Here is a 20717-nt window from a genome sequence, read left to right on the forward strand (position 1 = left end):
GAAATCTGATGGATGAGTTTAATCAATCCGAATTTCTACGATATCAACGCCATTTTCCAGTTATTGGCGTTGATGGCCAACGCCAACTGAAACAAGCCAAAGTCCTGTGCGTAGGCAGCGGAGGATTGGGATGCCCCGCTTTGCAATATCTAGCTGCTGCTGGAGTTGGTACTCTTGGAATCGTAGATGGTGATATGATTGAATTGAGTAATTTGCAACGGCAGATTTTATTTCAAACCGCTGATATCGGACGCAATAAAGCGGAGGTTGCATGCGAGCGTTTGCTAGCATTAAATCCAGAAATATCCATCAACGCTTATACTGGCTATTTATCCAACTCCAATGCCGAGAAGATTATAAACCATTTTGATGTCGTTCTGGATGCAACGGATAATTATGAGGCCAGATATTTATTGAACGAGACGTGTCGTACTTTAAACATCCCTCTTATTTCAGCAAGTATTTATCAGTTTGACGCACAATTAAGTGTGTTTAACTATAAAAATGGCCCATGTTATCAATGCTTATACCCAAGCCCACCACCACCAGCACTGACGCCTAATTGCGCCCTAGGTGGTGTTTTAGGAGTTTTACCAGGCGTAATCGGCACAATGCAAGCAGCGGAAGCCATAAAAGTCATTTTAGGGATAGGAGATGTTTTATCAGGCACCTTACTGAGCCTTGATTTATTATCGATGCGCTTTACTCAATTTGAAATTGAGAAACAGCATTGTGCCCTTCATCCTGCTGTGTCATTCCATACTGATATGGGAATAAACTCCTGTCGAGAAATAGTTTCTGTAACTGCGCTGGAATTATCTCATTTACTGTCCTCCGATAGCGGAACAATACAATTGATTGATGTGCGCCAACCTTATGAGCGCAAAATCTGTCATATAGGCGGTAAGCATATTCCCTTAGTTGAACTTGACAATTACCTTGAACAAATGCCTAAAGATCAAGATCTGGTGCTTTATTGTAAATCGGGAGCTCGCAGCGCCCAAGCCTGCAGAACACTCCAAAACGCTGGCTTTATCAATGTTCGTCATTTAAAAGGCGGTATTTTAGAATGGATAGAATCCGTAGATAGTAGTTTAATGAAGTATTAATGAAATTATTAATAATAAAACAAAGAGGTTTTTAATTCGATACATTGAACAATAAGTATTTACTTAAATTGAACTTTCAAATAGAATTTGATTTCCTTTCTCCTTCATGGCTAAAAAGGAGACATTATGCCCACCTTCTTTGGCAATCAAAAAAAACCTGCTTCAGAAAAAAGTTTTATGCAAAATTATGGCGATCATTTAAAGCATGTGGAGCATCAAGCTAATTTGACTTATTATCGCTTCTTGTCTTACCAATCGTACAGCAAACAATTCAGCCTACTTGGTGAACAAATGCGAGAGCGCATCAAAATATTTCAAGCGCTTTATGATGGTTATGATTACGCTGATGAGATACTCGGCGCCACCATTGTTCCAATTTTATCCGTAGCTAACACGGTTGTGTTTACGGTTGCAGCTCTATGGGAAGGTATGCAGGCATTATCCATTCGGATTGGACTCGCGAGGGATGATGGTGACCACCATAGTCGCTTAGCCATGAGCTATTTACTGGGAGCAGGCGCTTTTTTACTTTTTTCAGCCGTTAGTCTCGTTAAATCCGCCATCAGTTTAATAACAAGACCGCTGATAACCATGGTTCATGGTTTCAAACCTCAGGATACAGAGCGATTCTACAACGAAGACGGGGCCTATGAAGAGCCTGAATATCCATCCTTAAGTTATTGTTGAGTTAGATTTAAAAGGCTATTTTTGGCAGATATCCAAGTCTGCCTCCATCAATTAGCAGCTATTGTTCAAGGCTGAATCCAGCATCAAGCCATCCTCGCAAACCATGCTCCAAAGAATACACGTGCGAATACCCCATGTTTTGTAAACTATCAGCAACCAAAGCACAACGAAATCCACCGCTGCAATAAACGACAATGGGTGCATGAATATCAGGAATTTCTTTTTCAATGTCTCGCTCAACAATGCCTTTGCCCAAATGCCTGGCAGAAGGAATATGTCCTGATGGCCATTCATGGTCTTCACGCACATCAATAAGATAAAAAAACTCCTCCGCGACCATTTTTTCCTTTAGTTTTTCTGCTGTTATTTCCTGGATACGCTGCTTAGCTTGAGCCACTAATGCTAAAAAACGCGGGGAATGTTGCTTCATCATACGGACTCCACTCTTACCCAGGGCAAACGCATCTAAATTTTGAACATGTATTTGTTTAAAAATTTAGATGCGTATGCCCTGACTCTTACCTATTCTACTTGACTTCTTCAAGTAAGCTGAATATTTTTAGTTGTGTATTATCATAGGTAATTCATTAAATTTATGAAAGCAACCAGTAAAAATATATTTTTTCATATATAATTTAACCATAAAGAAAATAAAATAGACATCGAGATGATTATGGAAGCTGGTGAACTCGCTGGGTTTAAGATGTTTGATACAACTAAACCTGCCCGAAAGGCTGGGGATTTTAGTTGGCTGGGCTTTAAAAAAGACACCTATCGGCCAGGGAGCATGCGTCCAGCTGAGCTTGCTGCCGAAATAGAATCTCTTCCGGAGAGTGTTGACTGTGTTAACTTAAGTGGCAATGGGTTAGGGTTAAGTGAATCAGCCCTTCTCCCAAGAGTATTAAAGTTACTCGCATCCAAACCAGCTGTTAAAGAAATTGACTTACGTTTTAATCAGCTTGGCAAAATGAACCCGGCCGATCTGGCTGATGCGTTCAGACAAGTAGCCGACACAGTCAGAATCGTCAATTTAAGCAATAACAAATTAGGGACTCTTAGTTTTGGTGATTTTAAAACCGTTATACAAGCAATCGCGACGCGAGAAAGAACCGTAGAATTATTGAATAATGGCTTAGAAACATTTCCAGAAACCGACGTTACAAACTTTCTTGCCTCTCTAGACGCCACTACTTTTAGAACCGAAACGATAGAAGACGAGTCTCCAGTCTCAGGATTAAGTCTGTAATTATTGACCACTCAAGAATCTCTCCTGCTTTATAAACTTATTTAATTCCAAAAACACTTTCTCAGTTGACATTAGGCAATAGTTAAACCATATATGTATATATGTTGTACTTATAGGTTTATAATATGCCTAAACCTGGTGAGGACGAAGAAGATAGAGAATCCGCTGCCGCCCGCCGGATTCAAAAAACAGTGCGAGGGATAGCAGCCCGTTCTGGCTATAAAATAACCCGATTAACGGACGAGGAGGCAAGCGATTATGTCCCTTTTTTCTCGGAAACGACACGCCTCTTACTGGCCGACAACTTGCGGAGCATACACTAAATACGAACTTTGTACTTGTTGGCACCGCTTTATTTCGCTCCATAGACATTGCGTGCAAGCTTGCTGCAACACCTGATGTTTTTCCTAAAGTCATCATTGTGGATAATAGTCATCGAACCTATTTGGCATGGAAGCAAATTCAAGCATTTTTTGCCGCATCGCCTCCGGAAGAAGCATGGCGTGATTTTCTTCATAAATCCGATGGTTTTCTGGAATTTATTATCGATACTTTAATGGATAACGTTCGTTTTGACGGTGGCATAGAACCTCCAGAGTATTTTAGACATTTCAGCAAACTTTACTCATTAGATTATGTAAAAAAAGTCGTTGCAGGAGTAGTTGCCATTCAGCAAGACTGGGGTGATCTCGAAACATTTCAAAAAATTGCAAGAATCTACGTTGGAAGGCCTATCGTAGTTTACCCTTCCAATATTATTGATTTTGTAGATTGTTCGACCCAAATACGGGTATTAAAATGCATTGACTGTCTCAAACCGTGTTTGTCATTATGCACCAATTTAGATTCTGTCCGCAAAATGCCTACCAAAAGTTATGTGTTTACTGACTGTAGGCCCAGTTTCATGGCTGAAGCGATGGGATTAAGTGAAGAAACAAAAACCGCAGTGCTGGACGCTGCATCCATTGCCGGTATTCCTGACCCAACCACAGCAGCAACATCAACCCCAACCCAACCCCAACCCAACACCAGCAGCAACACCAGCAGCAACACCAGCAGCAACTAAAGCAGATACAGAAGCAGATACAGAAGCAGATACAGAAGCAGATACAGAAGCAGATACAGAAGCAGATACAGAAGCAGCGGCAAGAACAACGGGAGAATGCAGAACCGATGAATTACGGCCATAACCTTGTAGCAAGTATATGAATGATTATTTATAGTGACATTTCCATCATTTTTCCATGCATACATCAAATATAACTATCCAATAATTCGCGAAATCGCCACGACATCGAGCTGGTTTCCCTGTTCTTCCTCATGCTCCTCAGTATTTAAATGCCCCCCACAACACAACAATCGCTTGAATTTACTAAATAACCCAACCTTGGCCACACTTGAAATAGGTTTTGGTGCTTCTTCCAAATAAACGACTCTTCTTGTTACAGGCTCCTGAATGGGGGAAACGCTGTTTTCAACGCCCATCTCAGGAATATAACCAGGCAGCAGAGTGGGATCAAAGGCAGATTGATACGACGTACGGAATGTTCTGATTGAAGATTCCAATTCGAACGGTATGGGATTATTCGCTAATGGTGGTGCAACATGCTCCTCCGGCTGTTGCAGCCTGTCCGCAGAAGTAGAAGATAGCCGAACACTCATCAGCGTATTAAGATCAGGAATACCTGCAAAAAAATCAATCGCCTCATCGATAGAAAACCGCTTTTCAAAGTCAGGCTCGCTCATGGTTGCAACGAGCGCATAAATGCCGGCACATTGCTGTTCGCTCAATGTCGAAGACAGACTCCTGCGCCAAACAGAAAATGATAACTTGTCCAAATCCCAAAGTTCTTGTAACACTTTTCCCATAGAAAAAACATCCGTTTTAGCCGCTGCCGGCTCTAATGAATTCACTTCAGGTGCAACATATCCTTCGGTAACGACACATTGAGTACGCGGTGCTCCTGCCTTGCACCAATCATTAAAATCAACGATGTTAACAATGAGAGAAGTGACACTTGGGTCAACCATAATATTTTCAGGTTTGATGTCTTGATGAACGATCCCCTGATCCGTCACTTGCGTTTTTAGCACTAATAACAGTTGTTTAGTTATTAATAATTTTAAAGCAGGAGTTAATGGACCATATGGATTTTTTCCATGATTCCCATTGATTAAATAAAACAATTCTATGCCAGGCATTCGGTTCATTACTGTAAAGCTGATGTAACGCTGATTTCCTCTAGGAACCACAATCGGTTGTTTAACTCCCAGGTGAGGAGCCGCCAAACTATTGTTATATTCGGATTCAAGTTCTGCGAGAGAATTATTATAAGGCTGATGATATTGGCGCTTAATAATGAGTGGTCCTGAATCTTGTGTAATAATCGTTCCATCCGACATGGATAATATTTTTTCCACAAGAAACACTTTACTTCTTCTACCTTCAGCAAATACTTCATTACCGATGACCAGGTAGTTAGATTCATGATGTTGCAATACAACATCATGAGTTAGCCGAACTATTGTCTCTTCAAGACGATAATCAATCCCTTTTTGCCATAAACCTTTATTTTCATTACTATGAAATAACGAATAGAGAACTGCTCTTTTGCCCTCATCCATCGTCAAAGGATTAATGACTATAACGTTCATATAGACCTCAAAAAGAAGCGTTTTCCTTATGCAGTGGTTGTAACAGAAAGGAAATGATAAATAACAGATAAAATACAACCATTATCAGCCCTTAACAGTTTAATATGGCCGATAAAATTTGAAATTGCATAGTATATCTAGTTTTCATTAATAAATTATTAAGCTATTTGTTTTATTTTTTACCTAAACAAAAAATATGTGCAGAGAAATCATGAACCATAAAAACCATATCGTGATCGCAAAGGTGTCTGCATTGAAGGATATCCAGACGTGTTTGGACATTCGTAAACTGGTTTTTGTGGAAGGCCAGAACGTCCCCTTACATGAGGAATTGGATGGTAAAGACAAAAACAGTGATCATTATCTTTTATCATTTAATGAAAAGCCGATTGGTACTGCCCGCGTACGCTATATTAAGGATACTGCTAAAATTGAACGAGTTGCCATACTACCTGAATATCGAGGCCAAGGCTTGGGAAAACATATGATGCAAACCATTTTGATTGATCTTATTCAAAATAAGACGATAACAACAGCCAAGTTAGGCGCACAAACGCATGCCATTCCTTTTTATGAAACATTGGGATTTGAAGTATGCAGTGAACTCTATTTAGATGCCGGAATCCCGCATAAAGACATGAGACTTAAATTGAATGATTTCAGGTCATGAAGTCTTGATAGCAGATTCCAACTTACTTGCCTTATTAGAATTCTCATCACCAGCCAAAATAGCCAGCCATGTCAACAAGGCACATCCTAATAAATAAATAGCGGGAGCTTCGGCAGATTGCAGCCATTGAATAAGCCAGGTAAAAACAAGTGGTGCAATACCACCAAATATCGCTATTCCCAAACTATAACTTAAACCTACCCCTGTATATCTTATGGATGGGGGAAATAATTCAGTAATAAGTACCACATAACTCCCATTAATTAGACCTCCGCATATAGCAAAACCTAACGAAAATACCCATATAAAGGATTTGCCCAACGCCGTTAACCCAAAAAATAAAGGATAACTGAATAGAATTAGCAATACAGCTCCTATGGCTAATAATTTTTTCCTATTCACATGATCGGAACTCCAGCCAAAAAATGCCGTCGTCATCGCAAAACTTAAAAAAGTAACCAGATTAATCAAATACACTTGTGAGGAATTGATTTGAATAATATTTGACAAATAGGTTGGCAGATAAAGAAATAGGGAAATGATGCCAGACGATACTGCCGTTAACAAAAACCCTTTGAATAATTTTTTCGAGATGATTTTAATAATATTAATACTGGTTTTCTCTGGAGTGTGCCTTCTTTCATCATAGCAAGGAACACAGGCGTCTCAAATGTTCTTTTGCGAATGAAATAACTGAGAATACCTAAAATAAAACCAACGACAAAGGGCACACGCCAGCCCCACGACATCATCTGTTCCTGGTTTAGCAAGCATGTTAGAAACAAACCAACCAATGCGCCCAAGGAGTTCCCCAAGGTAATACACATAAAGACAAATCCAATAGAAAACCCACGTTTATTGAGTGGCACATGCTCAATCGTGAAAACAGCAGCGCCAGGTATTTCCCCACCTACTGAAAAGCCTTGTAATAATCGAAGCCCAAGCAGGCTAAGCGGTGCCATCACACCAATAGACTGATAATCCGGCAAACATCCTATACACAACGTGGCTATTGCCATGATAAAAACCGATAGGGAAAAAGCAAACTTACGCCCAAACTTATCACCCAAATGACCAAATACAATACCACCTAAAGGCCTGGCCAAATAACCCAAGGCAAATACTAAAAAAGTATTGATTAAGGCAATCAAAGGATTTGAATGCGCAAAAAAATGCTGGCTGATGTATGGGGCAAATAAGGCATAAATGGTGAAATCATAAAATTCCAATGCCCCAGCAATAGCGGTGAGTCCGACTATCTTATATTGTTCTTTTGTCATGGTAAGTCATGCGGTAACTGCTGCTTCAACAGCAGAATATCTTAACATGAAATGCCATGGCTTACCCTGGAATGATTTGCCTGATTTGATTTTTTACACCGGCCAGGCTACTAAAATTAGCCACGGTAATAATCGAAGTATTAAATAAATTGATAGCTGCTGCTTTCAATAAAGACGTCATTGCAGAGCCTGGCCCTAAATCAATGATCAAATCATATTGATACTCAATCATAAGATGGCACACACTTCGCCAATCCAGTGTGGAATAAAGTTCGCTATCTAGCAAATGCATTTCTTCTTCTAGGTCATATATTTTTTTCAGTGCAAGCGGACTAAACATGGGATTGTTAAGCCTTGAGACTGCAAATTTTGACCTAAGAAATTGGTAAAATTGGTTGGCTTGCTGTGCATAAAAAGGCGTATGCGAGGGTACATGAATGGATAAAAATTTGGAACGCGTCATGTGATGTGCGGCAAGTTCTTGCAGCAATCTTTTTAAATCACTCAGTTTACCGCCTATAATAAACTGCTCTTCTGAAGCAATAATGGCAAGAGCCCCATGGTGTTTTTCACAAATGCACTTGATTTCTTCAACATCGAACTTTCCGGTAACGGCAAGAAGATCATACTCCTCTTGCGGATTACTTTTAATCAGTGACGTCATTAAACGCGTACGATGACCGATGACGTCAATGGCGTCTTTTGAGGACGCTCGTGCACTGACTAGAAAGGCACTCACTTCACCGAGACTATAGCCGGCAACATCCACCTGATGATGGCTAAGAAGAGAAGATATTGCTGTGCAAAGAGTTAACTGATAGGCTCCAATAAGCAATTGAGCAAAATCAGGATCTTCCATTCGGGAAGTATTTTTAAATAGATTAAAGCCTGCCGCTGCGGATAGTTCATTGAGATAACTTAAAGCCTCTTGGTCCGCGTGAAAAAGTTTAAATAATTCTGAATCATTGTAACCTTGTCCCGCAAAAACAAGGAGGATTTTCATGATATGTATCCGGAAAAAACATGTTGTAAAAAATAGACAAGACCTAATAAATCAGCAACTCCACCAGGACTGATGTTATTTCGTGAAAATAGCCGATGAAGCTTAGTGGCTTTAAGAATTGACGTTTCTCTATCATTTAGAACGATCGCTTTTTGAATGTGATATCGTGCGTAGGCTAACCCATTTGGTCCTGTACGATATAAAATATTAATATCATCAATGCTGAGCAGCAGCTTTTTATAAGCCAGCAAACCCAAGAATGTTTTGTCCGTTAAGCGCATGTCTGCAAGCTCATGAAATGCGTTAAAAACAGGTTCATAACCACGAATGGCCATATCCCTGGCATCAGGAACGTTATATTTTTTTTTGACCAAGGCACCATGAGTATTTTCGATACGATGAACCTCTTGTAAATATGGAGCCCAATCTTCAACAATGGCTTGCTGTAAATCGATGGTGGAAAATCTTGTCTTTTGTGAGCTCAATCGAGAAATGGTTGCGCATACAATCCCTAACGCAAAAATAGCGCCGCGGTGGGTGTTAATACCGCAGGTTATTGCATGCATTCTTGTCTCGGCATCTAACCCAAGCTTTACCAAATTTTGCAGTGGTTCCCCTTGCGCAGAATGAAAAGCCACTTTTAAAAAATAATGCCTTAAACCAAATAAACTTCTAAAAAACAATTCTCCATTCATATCACGATGTGCCCCACTGTCAACAAAACTGACCAATCCGGGCTTGGGATATAAAGACACTTCATCGTAAAGTGCTCTCACCGCGATTTTAGCGTAATATCGCGCAATCTTGCTCGCATCAGGCAGACAGTGTTGGAAAATTTGCATATAAAACATCCCGGCTGACAAGTGTTACGTCTTGCCATGTCTTGAACAATATATCATGCGTCTTACGATCTAGAAGTTCTAATAGTGCACAATCCCCAAATTGTTTAAAACGTACTTCCCCATCCATGTGCTGGATTTTTAATAAGGCCTTTAAATATGCTAAACAGTCGGATAACTCCTGAAGAGATTGTTGCTCATAAGAAATCAGTAAATCTAAATCCGACGCAGAATGTACATAAGGATGCCCGGTTAAATATTGCCAACAATAGGAACCAAACACTTGAATTGCGCTGATTTGCTTGAACAATCGATTGGGAAATACCTCTTCTATCGTTGGGAGTTCCACTATGGTTGCAATATCTTTCTTGGCAATTTTAAAACTAAAACGATACTTTCGCTGAGTCATGCAATCGACGTAAGGAATGGCAAGCTGTATCTGTGCCGGTGACAACTGATTGGGCTGCCTTGTGCAAATCAACGGAAATCCCCGTGCAACCCACTGCTCAAAAAATGTTGTTTCTTTGCCATCAAGCAAAATTGCGGAGTTCTTCAAGTAGCATAAATGATGCCTTAAATGAATCATAAGCTTTCTATTGCTCTTATGATTTCATATGCTTTCGTGCGACCACCATATTGTTCGCCCAATTCTGCCCGATTATCTAAATCAATAGAATCTTCTTCCAGTGTTTTTAATAATTGTGCAGGCACTTTATCTAACGTGAGTACCTCATGCAGCCCCCCTAATTTTTAAAATTTTCTACCCCTGGGGCAAAGATGGGTGAAGTTTCGCTGATTTTTCTTAATACATCGATATCAATTTTAGTGACTTTGGCCATGCCTTCCAACCACATGACCGCAAGTTTGGCATGCGCTAACGCGTAAATACGATCAGCCATCATACCAAAGGCAATAAAGCTCCCACCTATGGCCTGGTTATATACTAAAGAAATCAATTTATTCCCTTGCTTACGTGCAAGATGCAAGCATTTTAAAAGATGCGCAAAATAAGCATACATCCCTAGCCATTCATCACGCTTTGCCAACTTTTGCCCGGTAACGTCAACAAGCAATAAAATGGGTGATTTATCTTTTACTTTAAGGATATTTAAAAGATGTTTTGCCATTTCCAACGCTTCATCAACACCAAAGGTTGTGTCTTCAATCGTTCCAAGAATATGGAAAGTTGTGTTCTTGATTTTACCTGTTCCAGCAACGATGTTACTTGCAATCTTTGTCTCACTGCAATCAAATACCGTATCCAGGACTTCTTTTAAACGGATTGTCTCGCTTGCCATAATTATCTCCTGGATTTGATGAGCGTTAAAAATTGGCTGTCCTGGATGTTAAAAATATCCTGTTTAGATAAATCCGGTTGATTTTTCTCAAGCCATTCACCCTCTTCACTACAACCATTTGCATCCCTAATACGCCGCATCAATGCTTCCTGTTCTGCAGCCACCAGATCAACATTAATCAATGGTTTATTATTTAAAGCAATCATTGCTTTAATGATAGAGGCGCGAATGTCTTGCACTTTGTTGGTTGTATAATCTTGTACTGCTTGTTGAAGATAGCGTGTTCTGCCACCATACACACGCCATACCAATGAGCGATTGCTGCTATCAAATACTTCGGCACCTTTTACTGCTTGAATCACTTCCGCCCCGGAAACCCCAATTCTTGCAACTTGATTGACAATTAAATAATCGAGTATGCCACTAATGATTCCCATTCCACCATACGCCCCATTGCTACCACACACAACCCCAATGGTTTTCACTCCTGCAGATTTTGCCTCGAGTAGGGAACGAATAATCTCGGAAATTTCAATTTCACCCACGTTTGCCTCATGCAGACGTACGCCACCACTATCGATTAAAAATACAATAGCCTCCAGTTGATGTTTTATGGCATATTTGATGAGACCGTTTATTTTGGCACCATGGACTTCACCCACAGAACCGCCAATAAAATCTTTTTGTTGTGAGATGATGGCTATTTTATTGCCGTTAAGAGTCGCCGCTCCAATCACGACACCATCATCGGCTTCTGTTTGCATATTTAATGCTGGAAGATTAGGGCTGGCAGCATCTTCATTGGTCAACAAAAATTCCTGAAAGCTCTCTTTATCTACCAAAGAATAAATTCTGGCGCGTGCACTACTTTCCAGATAGTTTTCTTTTTCACGATACCCGGTTTGATACGTTTCAATAGCCTGACGTAACCGTAAAGAAACCACAGGTGGTGTTGCACCCGCATCATTCAGCGTGAAGGATAAACCGCCAAATGGATAATCTTCGACAAAGCGCTCAATCACTGCATCCCAGGTTGGTTTAAAACCAGTGACCACCGTTTTCACAATAAATTCGGTTCGTTTAGAATCGGAACCTGGCTTGATAATGACTTCCAGATTACCGGAACCTGCAACGCCCACCGTAATAGCTTGACCTTTTTTAAGTGGTTTTTCGAGAGGGTAAGTGTAAGTATAGGTATCCATCATTTGCTCTACCAATTTCTAAATTTATTAGGTGGACAGTATAGCCCGTTTGAAATTTCAACCAGATCATGGATGCTTTTGGCTGCTAATAAATCCCGATCTGCTTCCTTTAATGAAATATTTAAATCTTCTGCACGTTGAATGATGCCCCGGTTTCTTAATTCGGCTACCTTCTCTTTATCCCTTTTTAAACCCACAGGCGTAAACCCTGCCACCCCGCGAATGGCTTGCTCTCTTTCTTCACTCGTTTTACAGAGTAATAAATTGGCAATGCCATCCTCGGTAACAATATGAGAAACATCATCCCCATATATCATGATGGGAGGCAAATCCGATTTCATCTCTTGCTGCAATTCCCAGGCATCAAGCTTCTCAACAAACGTAGGTTTACCTGCTGACTGAAATGTCTCTACCATTTGGATGACTAATTTACGACCGCGCGGCATGGCATGCGGTTGACTTTGACCTTTTTCTTGGCCTGCTTTAAGCCAAGTATAAGAAGAATGGCGCCTACCCAATGCATCGCAACCCATGTTAGGAGCACCTCCAAAACCAGCAATCCGGCCTTTTGTTGCAGTAGAACTGTTCGCTTGCGTATCAAGCTGCAAAGTTGCACCAATAAACACATCGCAACCATAGTGTCCTGCCAATTGTCCTAACAATCGGTTTGATCGTAAAGAACCATCACGGCCAGTGAAAAAAATATCCGGTTTTGCCCGCACAAAATCATTCATACCCACTTCACCGCCAACGCAGAAAATGGATTCAACGAAACCCGCTTCGATGGCTGGAATCAGAGTCGGCAGTGGATTGACCATCCAATGTTTACAGATTTTGCCTTTTAAGCCCAGCGATTGGGCATACGTCGGCAATAACAGTTCAATGGCGCATGTATTAAATCCCACACCATGATTGAGTCGATTGACTTGATATGGTGCATAAATTCCTTTAATGACCATCATGGCCATTAGAATTTTAACTTCATCAATTAATGCAGGGTCTCTGGTAAACAGTGGCTCAAGATAGGAAGGTGATGGTGCTTGAGAAATCACATCTATCCAATCACCTGGGATATCAACTCGAGGCAACTCATCTACAATCTCATTGACTTGTGCAATGATCACCCCATTTTTAAATGAAGTGGCCTCCACAATGGTTGAGGTTTCTTCGGTGTTAGCTCCTGTGTAAAGATTGCCATGGCGGTCGGCTTGTTCTGCAGTAATTAAGGCAACGTCCGGAGTTAAATCCATAACATAACGCGCATATAATTCATTATAAGTATGAATATTCCCGATTTTTATTTGGCTTTTTTGAATCATGATCGCCAGACGAGCAGCTTGTGGTCCGGCATAACAAAAATCAATTTTTTCCGCAATTCCCCGTTCAAATAAATCCAAGTGCTCGGCAAGCGCGATGGCCGATTGGATCATATGCAATCCATGTATTTTTTTCGGATTTACCTGACATAAACTACGAGCTAAAAAATCGGCTTGCTTTTGATTATCCCCCTCCAGGCAGACCTTATCATTTGGTTTTATGGCCGCTTCAAGAATGGCAACCATGTCCTTACTTGCAGCTATTTTTTCATTTTTTAAAAAAGGTTTAATACGAGCAAGCCGACCTTGATAATCGTTGCGTTTTTTATCCCAATCCATGGAAATCTCGATGTAAATTTATAGATTTATAAAAGTATAGTAAGAATTCTATCCCTGACAAGCAAGTATTAATGATTGATTTATATACCAAAATAAATTTACCATCGCTCGCTCACTTCGACCTTCCCTAAATATTCTTGAATTCTTCGCTGAGTCGCAGGCGAGATATCTTTAGGCAGTTGGCTTAACGGAAACCATTGTTGTTGCGCGATTTCAGGAGAAATCACGGGTTCTTGGGTATGGCCATGACCGACATACACGATGATATAATCATCACGTTTCTCATGTCGGCTATGATAGACAGAAAATAATTGCAGCGACGAGGTTAAACGCACACCAACCTCTTCCATCAATTCTCTTTCCATGGCTTCTCTTGGTGTTTCTCCTGGGTCAACGCCGCCACCAATCGTATACCAACCTGTCTGATAAGTATGCTTAACAAGCAAAATTTTATCTTGATGAATCAAAAGAGCTCTTACTCCAACCGTTCTTTTAGCAAACAAAGTCAGCACCGCATTTCTCAGCAGATGGTATAATTTCATCATAATTTTTTCTAAAAAAACATCGGCACTAAAAACTATCCCTTAATATTGCCATAATCTTTATTTAATATACTATCCAAACTTTTACTACTTGAATATTTGTTATGACGATTCGTGTTACCTCATTTGATTTTGATGGCTGTCTTTTTAACCTCAACTATATATACAGTGAACCTAAAGATGTTATTGCTGCTAACCGAGTTTTTTTAGATGCCATTAGGGAAGCAAGTTCAGATTTTACCAAGAGAATTACCTTTGTAGGGTCGAATCGACAATCATTAAGCATTGATATTGCGAACAGTTTGGGGAAAGGTTCCTGTTTTCCAGCTGTAAAAACAGTGAGTGATTATCTTGGAACAACCCTAGATCCCTTCCTTCTTGCGGATATTTATGGTGATTTACCTGATGGTACCTCTTACCAACGTGCCAGGGATAGTCAGGAAGATAAATACCAAGGCCCTCACAGCGAATGGTTATTTGATGAAACCAAAACGACCATTCTCTATGCTCAAATGCATAAAGTTGCTCAGGAAAATCCAGAAGAAGACATTATTTTTGACTTTTATGATGACCGCGGCAATGGGGCGCGAGCACCTATAGATATCCTTGAACACCTGCAAACGTTCTTTACTAAATACCCGGAATTAATACCCAGTAATGTAACACTGCGTCTTAATCACTATGCTGGAGGCGCCGTTACGCCTTTAGCAACCATAAAAGGCCAGGGCTTTATTGACGCTAACTACAAACAAACGGTTAAAGACATGGCTACAATCACTATAGCCAAAGCACCTTATGCGGATGGAATTAGTGCTTCTATTGAAACCGCCTTGCACGTGGATGCCTCTGAACTACATAACAGAAAAGCTCTCACCGGAGCCTTGCCTGTATCTACCCCCTTTATTACTATTCAATTACCACCGGTTATGGATGAAATGCCAAGCCCTACTGCAATTCGATTGCCTCCTTCATTGTTTGCGGGCAGCACACCACATGATGCATCAATAAAAATGGATGCTTCAAAAACTCGATTCTATGCTCAATTGGCAATCATTCACACCAAGGCTTTAGAATTGCGTCAGAATGGTCATATTAAAGCAGCCAATGAAGCAGACCAGTTATACCTCACACTCGATAAAAATGCCGAACTCTATTTTGATAACAGACTGACTAAAGCCGAGTTCAGAGATATTTGCACCGATGCCATCAATACAGCTCGTCCTGAACTGGAAACGCATCGAGGTTGGAAGCAAATCATTGGTAATTTATGCCTCGCCATTGCCGGACTTGGCATTGGCTATGTCGTCGCTAGCCTGATTAACAAAGCAGTCACAGGTAACTTCTTATTCTTCAGAACAGACAGTGCCTATAAACTGGATAAGATGGAAACTACCATTAGTCTAGTAGTCGCCGCTCCAGCTGCTTAACAACTCACTTCTTGGTAAACCTAGGTTGGGCCGATGAGGCCAACCTAGGCTTGCTTGTAAGATAAATTTAAAATCCGCAGCAATCCAATTCTACTGTTTCACCTTTTTTGCGATCCTTAAGGTATTGGGATGGAACCTGAGCGAGAATCACTTTGCCTTCTTTAGTTTTTAATTGAACGCTCACTTGTTCTGGTGGATTTTTAACCTTTGTGACTCACTTTCTGCATTCTGCTCAGCAGCACAAGAGATGTGGATTTATGCATGAGTGTAAAACGCCGAGGCAAGTCCTTTAGACTATAATAAATCCATATAGGTTAACTTGTGCGCATTTTATAGAATAAAAATGATTCAATCAAGTCATCTACATTGAGTGCCCAAGATTAACACCGGTTTATTTTTCCTGGAAAATTTCTGTCAAAAAACAACTTGTGGATATTTTTTTTAAGCAACTCGTCAATTTTTATTAACCTTCCTCCCCTTTCCTTAAAAATCCAATAAACACAAGGGTTTTAGCTCATTAAACTGAATTTTAATCAATACATCGTTATCCACAAAATCTGTGGATAACCCTGTGAACAGACTATTAAACCCCTTGAAAAATAACTCCCTTAAGACTCTGCTTAGAGATTTTCCAACCATGTCATAATGAACAAGCATTACTGATTAATTCATAGACATTATTCAGCTCATGAATGATGATCAACATAAACTCTGCAAGTGTCGATGTCCGAAAAGTTTTATGGCTTCATCGATTTCACACTCAGCAATTGCAGGATTTCTCTTTCAAGGGTCGCACTATTTCATGAAAGATTTTAGCAATCCATGGTGCGCAATACATGTTGTGTTTTACTGCACCATTCCAGCCAATAAGACCCCGAACCCCATAGAGAGCCTTAATTTTTATTCCTTTTAAAAATAGACCTTGATTAACATGGATTCTAAAGTTAATCCTGGCCCAAAGGCACAACTTAATATATTTTTACCATAAGCTCCTTGATCTAATGCATCCCAAATACCTTTTAAAACAAACAAAACAGTAGCTGAAGACATGTTGCCGAAGTTACGTAAGACTTCATAAGAGTACTTATTATCCTCAGCAGTAATATTCAATGACTCCTCACAGGATTGCAGAATTTTAAGGCCGCCAGGATGAATCGCAAAATAATCTATATTATTTAATGACCAATTTAATTGACTGAGAAGTTTTTCCGTAAACGCAGAAATGCCATATTTTATAACTTTTGGAACATAAGCACTAAGAATCATATCAAACCCATAATTTCCAATACTCCATGCCATATCTTGCTCTGTATCCGGCACTAAATCAGCATGGAAAGATTCCAATTTAAAATGTTTTTGTTGCGTAGTACGTCCTTGAATTAAAACTGCAGCGGCTCCATCAGCGAAAATGGCGTTGGAAATCACACTTTCTAGAGAAAAATCATTTTGAAAATGTATTGAACATAATTCAACACTAACCATTAATACTTTTGCATTAGGATCTGCTTTACAAAATGCATCGGCAACCTTTAAACCATTAAAGGCACCATAACATCCCATGAAATTAATGGCTGTACGTTTAGTAGAAGAATTCAATCCCAAGTGTTGGATAATTTCAATATCAATTCCTGGAGCATACATGCCCGTACAGCTGATAGTAATTAGATGGGTAATTTCTTTTTATCAAACGAATCCACATGATTGAAACAATTATTTATTGCCATAAGTGCTAATGGTAAGGCACTGGTTTGGTATAACTTCATCCGTTCTGAGGTAGATGGGAATTTCTCTTTATGATGATTAGGGAAAAATTGAAAATCACCCGAGGATCTAGTGTAATCTTCGATCACACTATGTCTATACTCAATTCCTGAAGATTTATAGATGGCTTTCAGTGCTTTTTTCTGCGTAGCTTTTAATTTAAATCCTTCACAAATCAATTCAGCAACCTCATGTTGCGCGCGCCTGTATGGTGGATTTGCCACTCCAATGGCTATAATATTCGGCATTAATTATCCTTATCAATCATATCTTCTGCGCATACTACCTGCTTCACTTTACCACTTAATTTTGCACCATAAGTTAATATCTTGGGAAAATATTTAATGAATTGAATCATAATAGCTTGTGTCCATGGTCGCATGGCTACCTGTGAAAACAATCCAGCAGCATGGATACGAGTCGCAAAATGCTGATACCATCGCTCACTATATTCTCTACCTGCCTTATTAAGACCTGACGCCGTTATTATTTTTTTTTGCTGTCCTACTAAAATGTGAGACAGTAACCAGGCTGATTGCATAGCCATACTAATTCCCTCAGCAACAATAGGATGTGCCTCGCCTGCAATATTACCAATATAGAATATTCCATTATGATATCTTTGACGAACGCCGGGGCGAATAGGGCCACATGCCAGCCAACCGCCTTCGCGCTGAGCATGTGCAAGAACTCTTTGTACTCCCAGACAATGTTCTTTTATATAAGACAAAGAGGCTTCGCCAGCTTGCATTCCTGGATGTCGTTTCCTCACTTGCTGTAATACATCTCGGCGAATGCAAAAAGAAAGAGATACTCGTCCGTGATCACTATGTACCAATCCACCATATCCTCCTGGAAATGCGATAAGAGGCATCAAATCCAAATCAAGTTCAGTATTTCTAAAATGGGCTTTAAATGCCAAAAGATCTGATGGTTTATGCGCATATTTACTGCACTGTATATCATTACCTTCCCATGAGCCACAGGCTATAATTAAAAAACGTGCTTTAATTTCTTTAACGCTATCATCACAAATCATATTGCACGCATATACTCCTTGCTTTTGCTGCCAATCCTGAGCAATGCAAGGCTGCCATAGCGTAACGCCAAGCTGTGCTGCCCTATTCATTAATGCCAGATCAAGATGTTCTCTACCTAATGCCCTGCCCCACTTTCTGGATGAATTGTTCTCTGAAGGCATTTTTGTTGCCAAGATAGCATCGGCAGCAAATAATCCTACTCGTTGTATTTCAGGCCCGCTTGTTCTGAGATAAAAATCAGCAATACCCAGTTGATGGATCAAATCCAGGTTAGTTGCCGACATAAATTCACCGCAAACCTTTCTTCGCGGAAACACTTTTTTTTCAATAATACCAATAGACCAACCAGCCTTTGCCAAAAGTATACCGGTAGTTGCGCCTGCTGGGCCACCTCCAATGATAAGAGCATCAAGAATATTATCCCTTGCGTTCATTTTTCCACACCACAACACTCCATCTAAATGGAAAACACCATTTAATCTGATAATGATAGATATTGGCTCGCCGCAAAAGATAATTTAGCTCTTGTCGCGTAAAACTTCTTTCAATAGAAACTAATCCGTCGTATCTGATTAATCTGTTCCGAAAAAATAAAGGACATAATATTTTATACAACCAATAAGCAAGTGTATTCCTATGTAAGTCATTAATGATTAATCCAATACGAACTGATTCGATCGCTTTTTTTAAAAAAATAATTAATTCTTCATCTTTTAAATGGTGGCACACCAGATTTAATAAAATGACATCTCTGCTGTTACACGATAACTCTAATTCATGCTTCCCTTGTAATTCAAAACTAACATTCTGCGTTTTATTATTTTTTCTCCATTGCTCTAATTCATGTTGCGCTAATATTATTGCGTCTTTTGAAATATCTATCCCTACCATCTGCATGTCTGGATAATACTTACTGAGGTGCAGGAGAAATAATCCTCCACCACAGCCTACATCGGTTATAGAAGCAGTTTTTGAAAAATTTTTGAGTACTTTTACTGTATGCTTAAAAATGCCAAGCATTTTATTCATTCTAAACAACTGTCTTAAGCATTGCTCATACTCTTCTTTGGTATAAAAATCTGACCCAAGATCCATTAACTCTTCTTTTTGCGAGCGGTGTCTCAGCATGAATTTTTCCTTGCTTAAAAGCCATATCCCAAACATGTAATTTTTCTGATGCCCTCCCAGGATGGAGGATGATTCTATCCTTCTTCGTTACACCATTAGCAACCTATCTGTGATGCCCTGATAACTGCGGCAAAAGCAGAACAACTGCTATAATAAAATCATAAGCTGATTTTATTATGCGTAGAAAACTAACTCCCCATCCCATAGCTTAAGCTTATTCATGGGAATAAAGGAAAATGTACTGTTTTAAGGAAATAATTCATGATAAGCCAGTTTCTTTTGTTTGTGCTAGTAGGCTTTGCTGCACAAATTGTTGATGGTGCGTTAGGTATGGCTTATGGTGTGATTAGTACTGGCGTTCTCGTTACGATGGGAATCCCGCCAACCGTTGCCAGTGCTGCTGTGCATACGGCCGAAATTGCAACCACAGGCATTTCAGGATTCTCACACGCCATGTTTAAAAACATTGATTATGCTTTATTCCGGCGTTTGGCTATCCCAGGCATCATTGGCAGCATTATTGGAGCGTATGTACTCACAAAAATACCAGTAGAAATAGCAAGACCTCTCATTGCTTTCTATTTAATCATGATGGGTGGATTTATCCTCTATAAAGCTTCTCAAGGAGGAAAATTATGGCAGGCTCTAAAAAAATTCATTGTGAAACGAGTCAAGAGTCATAAATTACCATCGGATGAAGCTCGGGGCTTAATTCCTCTCGGATTGGCTGGTGGGTTTTTTGATGCTTCTGGCGGTGGTGGTTGGGGACCTATTGTAACCTCAAACTTACTCGCACAAGGCACCACACCTCATTATACAATTGGCTCGGTTAATTTGACGGAATTTTTAGTAACTGTCAGCGTTTCAGCCACATTTTTCTTTACAATAGGACTGTCTCATTGGCCTATCATTCTTGGTTTGATTGTTGGCGGTGCCATTGCTGCTCCATTGGCCGCTCTTATGGTCCGTTTTATTCAGCCGAGAGTTATTATGTTGTTGGCAGGAATTGTTGTCATATTGCTAGGCATACGCATGATTATCCGATTTTTTTTATAAGGATCCTTTCATTGAAACGGATACTATTGCTTTCATTCTGGTTACTCTGCCTGTATTGCAATGAGTCTTTTTCAAACAGAACACTCAATGGAAATTGGGATAGTTTTCGTTTTACCTCC

At 39.9% G+C, this 20717-nt stretch carries 24 protein-coding genes; 7 read left to right on the forward strand and 17 right to left on the reverse strand.

What is annotated here, in order from left to right; translation table 11 throughout:
* The first annotated feature begins 8 nt into the window (after window positions 1-8).
* Together moeB and LOA_RS09115 are read left to right on the forward strand one after the other, a co-directional pair.
* On the forward strand, window positions 9-1109 hold the full coding sequence (moeB, locus tag LOA_RS09110; protein ID WP_025386061.1) for a molybdopterin-synthase adenylyltransferase MoeB: 1101 nt from the start codon (window positions 9-11) through the stop codon (window positions 1107-1109).
* 126 nt (window positions 1110-1235) lie between these two features.
* A complete protein-coding gene (locus LOA_RS09115; RefSeq protein WP_025386062.1) occupies window positions 1236-1796 on the forward strand; it encodes a hypothetical protein in 561 nt (186 codons plus the stop codon).
* A gap of 58 nt (window positions 1797-1854) precedes the next feature.
* Here the strand turns inward: LOA_RS09115 and LOA_RS09120 are convergent, their stop codons facing one another.
* Window positions 1855-2226 carry a rhodanese-like domain-containing protein gene (locus LOA_RS09120; protein WP_025386063.1) on the reverse strand — a complete coding sequence of 124 codons (372 nt, stop codon included), beginning with the start codon at window positions 2224-2226 and terminating at the stop codon, window positions 1855-1857.
* A 273-nt stretch (window positions 2227-2499) separates the two neighbouring features.
* Here LOA_RS09120 and LOA_RS09125 point away from each other — a divergent pair, with 273 nt between their 5' ends.
* On the forward strand, window positions 2500-3042 hold the full coding sequence (locus LOA_RS09125; RefSeq protein ID WP_147370121.1) for a hypothetical protein: 543 nt from the start codon (window positions 2500-2502) through the stop codon (window positions 3040-3042).
* 421 nt (window positions 3043-3463) lie between these two features.
* The gene (locus tag LOA_RS09130; RefSeq protein ID WP_148294890.1) at window positions 3464-4108 is read left to right on the forward strand and encodes a hypothetical protein; all 645 of its coding nucleotides are present in this window, start codon (window positions 3464-3466) and stop codon (window positions 4106-4108) included.
* Here LOA_RS09130 and LOA_RS14725 read toward each other — a convergent pair.
* A complete protein-coding gene (locus tag LOA_RS14725; protein ID WP_158423041.1) occupies window positions 4043-4243 on the reverse strand; it encodes a hypothetical protein in 201 nt (66 codons plus the stop codon). The genes LOA_RS09130 and LOA_RS14725 overlap by 66 nt on opposite strands.
* Before the next feature lie 62 nt (window positions 4244-4305).
* Window positions 4306-5697 (reverse strand): protein kinase domain-containing protein, encoded by a 1392-nt coding sequence (locus LOA_RS09135; RefSeq protein ID WP_025386067.1) that lies wholly within the window; start codon window positions 5695-5697, stop codon window positions 4306-4308.
* 211 nt (window positions 5698-5908) lie between these two features.
* Here LOA_RS09135 and LOA_RS09140 point away from each other — a divergent pair, with 211 nt between their 5' ends.
* The gene (locus LOA_RS09140) at window positions 5909-6367 is read left to right on the forward strand and encodes a GNAT family N-acetyltransferase (RefSeq protein ID WP_035894941.1); all 459 of its coding nucleotides are present in this window, start codon (window positions 5909-5911) and stop codon (window positions 6365-6367) included.
* Here the strand turns inward: LOA_RS09140 and LOA_RS13815 are convergent.
* From LOA_RS13815 to LOA_RS09180, 10 genes are all read right to left on the reverse strand, one after another.
* Window positions 6362-6934, reverse strand: coding sequence for an MFS transporter (locus LOA_RS13815; RefSeq protein WP_052335930.1), 573 nt, complete (start codon window positions 6932-6934; stop codon window positions 6362-6364). The two genes, LOA_RS09140 and LOA_RS13815, sit on opposite strands and share 6 nt — an antisense overlap.
* A complete protein-coding gene (locus LOA_RS13820) occupies window positions 6928-7647 on the reverse strand; it encodes an MFS transporter (RefSeq protein ID WP_052335931.1) in 720 nt (239 codons plus the stop codon). Before LOA_RS13820 ends, LOA_RS13815 begins: the two co-directional genes overlap by 7 nt.
* Window positions 7648-7708: 61 nt before the next feature.
* A complete protein-coding gene (locus tag LOA_RS09150) occupies window positions 7709-8650 on the reverse strand; it encodes an acyltransferase domain-containing protein (RefSeq protein ID WP_025386069.1) in 942 nt (313 codons plus the stop codon).
* Window positions 8647-9492 carry a triphosphoribosyl-dephospho-CoA synthase MdcB gene (locus LOA_RS09155; protein ID WP_025386070.1) on the reverse strand — a complete coding sequence of 282 codons (846 nt, stop codon included), beginning with the start codon at window positions 9490-9492 and terminating at the stop codon, window positions 8647-8649. The genes LOA_RS09150 and LOA_RS09155 overlap by 4 nt, the downstream gene beginning before the upstream one ends.
* Window positions 9464-10075, reverse strand: coding sequence for a malonate decarboxylase holo-[acyl-carrier-protein] synthase (gene mdcG / locus LOA_RS09160; RefSeq protein WP_025386071.1), 612 nt, complete (start codon window positions 10073-10075; stop codon window positions 9464-9466). The genes LOA_RS09155 and mdcG overlap by 29 nt, the downstream gene beginning before the upstream one ends.
* Window positions 10072-10200, reverse strand: a complete 129-nt coding sequence (locus tag LOA_RS15880; protein ID WP_274544553.1) for a hypothetical protein — start codon at window positions 10198-10200, stop codon at window positions 10072-10074. The genes mdcG and LOA_RS15880 overlap by 4 nt, the downstream gene beginning before the upstream one ends.
* Window positions 10201-10232: 32 nt before the next feature.
* Window positions 10233-10787, reverse strand: a complete 555-nt coding sequence (locus LOA_RS09165) for a biotin-independent malonate decarboxylase subunit gamma (RefSeq protein ID WP_238551208.1) — start codon at window positions 10785-10787, stop codon at window positions 10233-10235.
* 2 nt (window positions 10788-10789) lie between these two features.
* Entirely contained in the window at window positions 10790-11989 is a 1200-nt protein-coding gene (gene mdcD, locus LOA_RS09170; protein ID WP_025386072.1) for a biotin-independent malonate decarboxylase subunit beta, read from the reverse strand.
* 8 nt (window positions 11990-11997) lie between these two features.
* On the reverse strand, window positions 11998-13644 hold the full coding sequence (gene mdcA / locus LOA_RS09175) for a malonate decarboxylase subunit alpha (protein ID WP_025386073.1): 1647 nt from the start codon (window positions 13642-13644) through the stop codon (window positions 11998-12000).
* A 98-nt stretch (window positions 13645-13742) separates the two neighbouring features.
* The gene (locus LOA_RS09180; RefSeq protein WP_025386074.1) at window positions 13743-14189 is read right to left on the reverse strand and encodes an NUDIX domain-containing protein; all 447 of its coding nucleotides are present in this window, start codon (window positions 14187-14189) and stop codon (window positions 13743-13745) included.
* Between the two features lie 101 nt (window positions 14190-14290).
* Between LOA_RS09180 and LOA_RS09185 the strand changes: the two genes are divergently transcribed.
* Entirely contained in the window at window positions 14291-15613 is a 1323-nt protein-coding gene (locus LOA_RS09185) for a hypothetical protein (protein WP_025386075.1), read from the forward strand.
* A gap of 909 nt (window positions 15614-16522) precedes the next feature.
* On the opposite strand, the gene LOA_RS09190 is transcribed toward LOA_RS09185, so the two are convergent.
* The 4 genes from LOA_RS09190 to LOA_RS09200 are packed head-to-tail and all read right to left on the reverse strand — an operon-like array spanning window position 16523 to window position 19542.
* Window positions 16523-17254, reverse strand: coding sequence for a type III polyketide synthase (locus LOA_RS09190; protein WP_238551209.1), 732 nt, complete (start codon window positions 17252-17254; stop codon window positions 16523-16525).
* Between the two features lie 20 nt (window positions 17255-17274).
* Entirely contained in the window at window positions 17275-17622 is a 348-nt protein-coding gene (locus tag LOA_RS15400) for a beta-ketoacyl-[acyl-carrier-protein] synthase family protein (protein WP_238551210.1), read from the reverse strand.
* Entirely contained in the window at window positions 17622-18848 is a 1227-nt protein-coding gene (locus LOA_RS09195) for an NAD(P)/FAD-dependent oxidoreductase (RefSeq protein ID WP_025386076.1), read from the reverse strand. Before LOA_RS09195 ends, LOA_RS15400 begins: the two co-directional genes overlap by 1 nt.
* A complete protein-coding gene (locus LOA_RS09200) occupies window positions 18832-19542 on the reverse strand; it encodes a methyltransferase domain-containing protein (RefSeq protein WP_025386077.1) in 711 nt (236 codons plus the stop codon). Before LOA_RS09200 ends, LOA_RS09195 begins: the two co-directional genes overlap by 17 nt.
* A 261-nt stretch (window positions 19543-19803) precedes the next feature.
* On the opposite strand from LOA_RS09200, the gene LOA_RS09205 reads away from it, so the two are divergent.
* The gene (locus LOA_RS09205) at window positions 19804-20598 is read left to right on the forward strand and encodes a sulfite exporter TauE/SafE family protein (protein WP_025386078.1); all 795 of its coding nucleotides are present in this window, start codon (window positions 19804-19806) and stop codon (window positions 20596-20598) included.
* Window positions 20599-20717 lie beyond the last annotated feature (119 nt).

The organism is Legionella oakridgensis ATCC 33761 = DSM 21215 (assembly GCF_000512355.1).
Lineage (GTDB): Bacteria > Pseudomonadota > Gammaproteobacteria > Legionellales > Legionellaceae > Legionella_A > Legionella_A oakridgensis.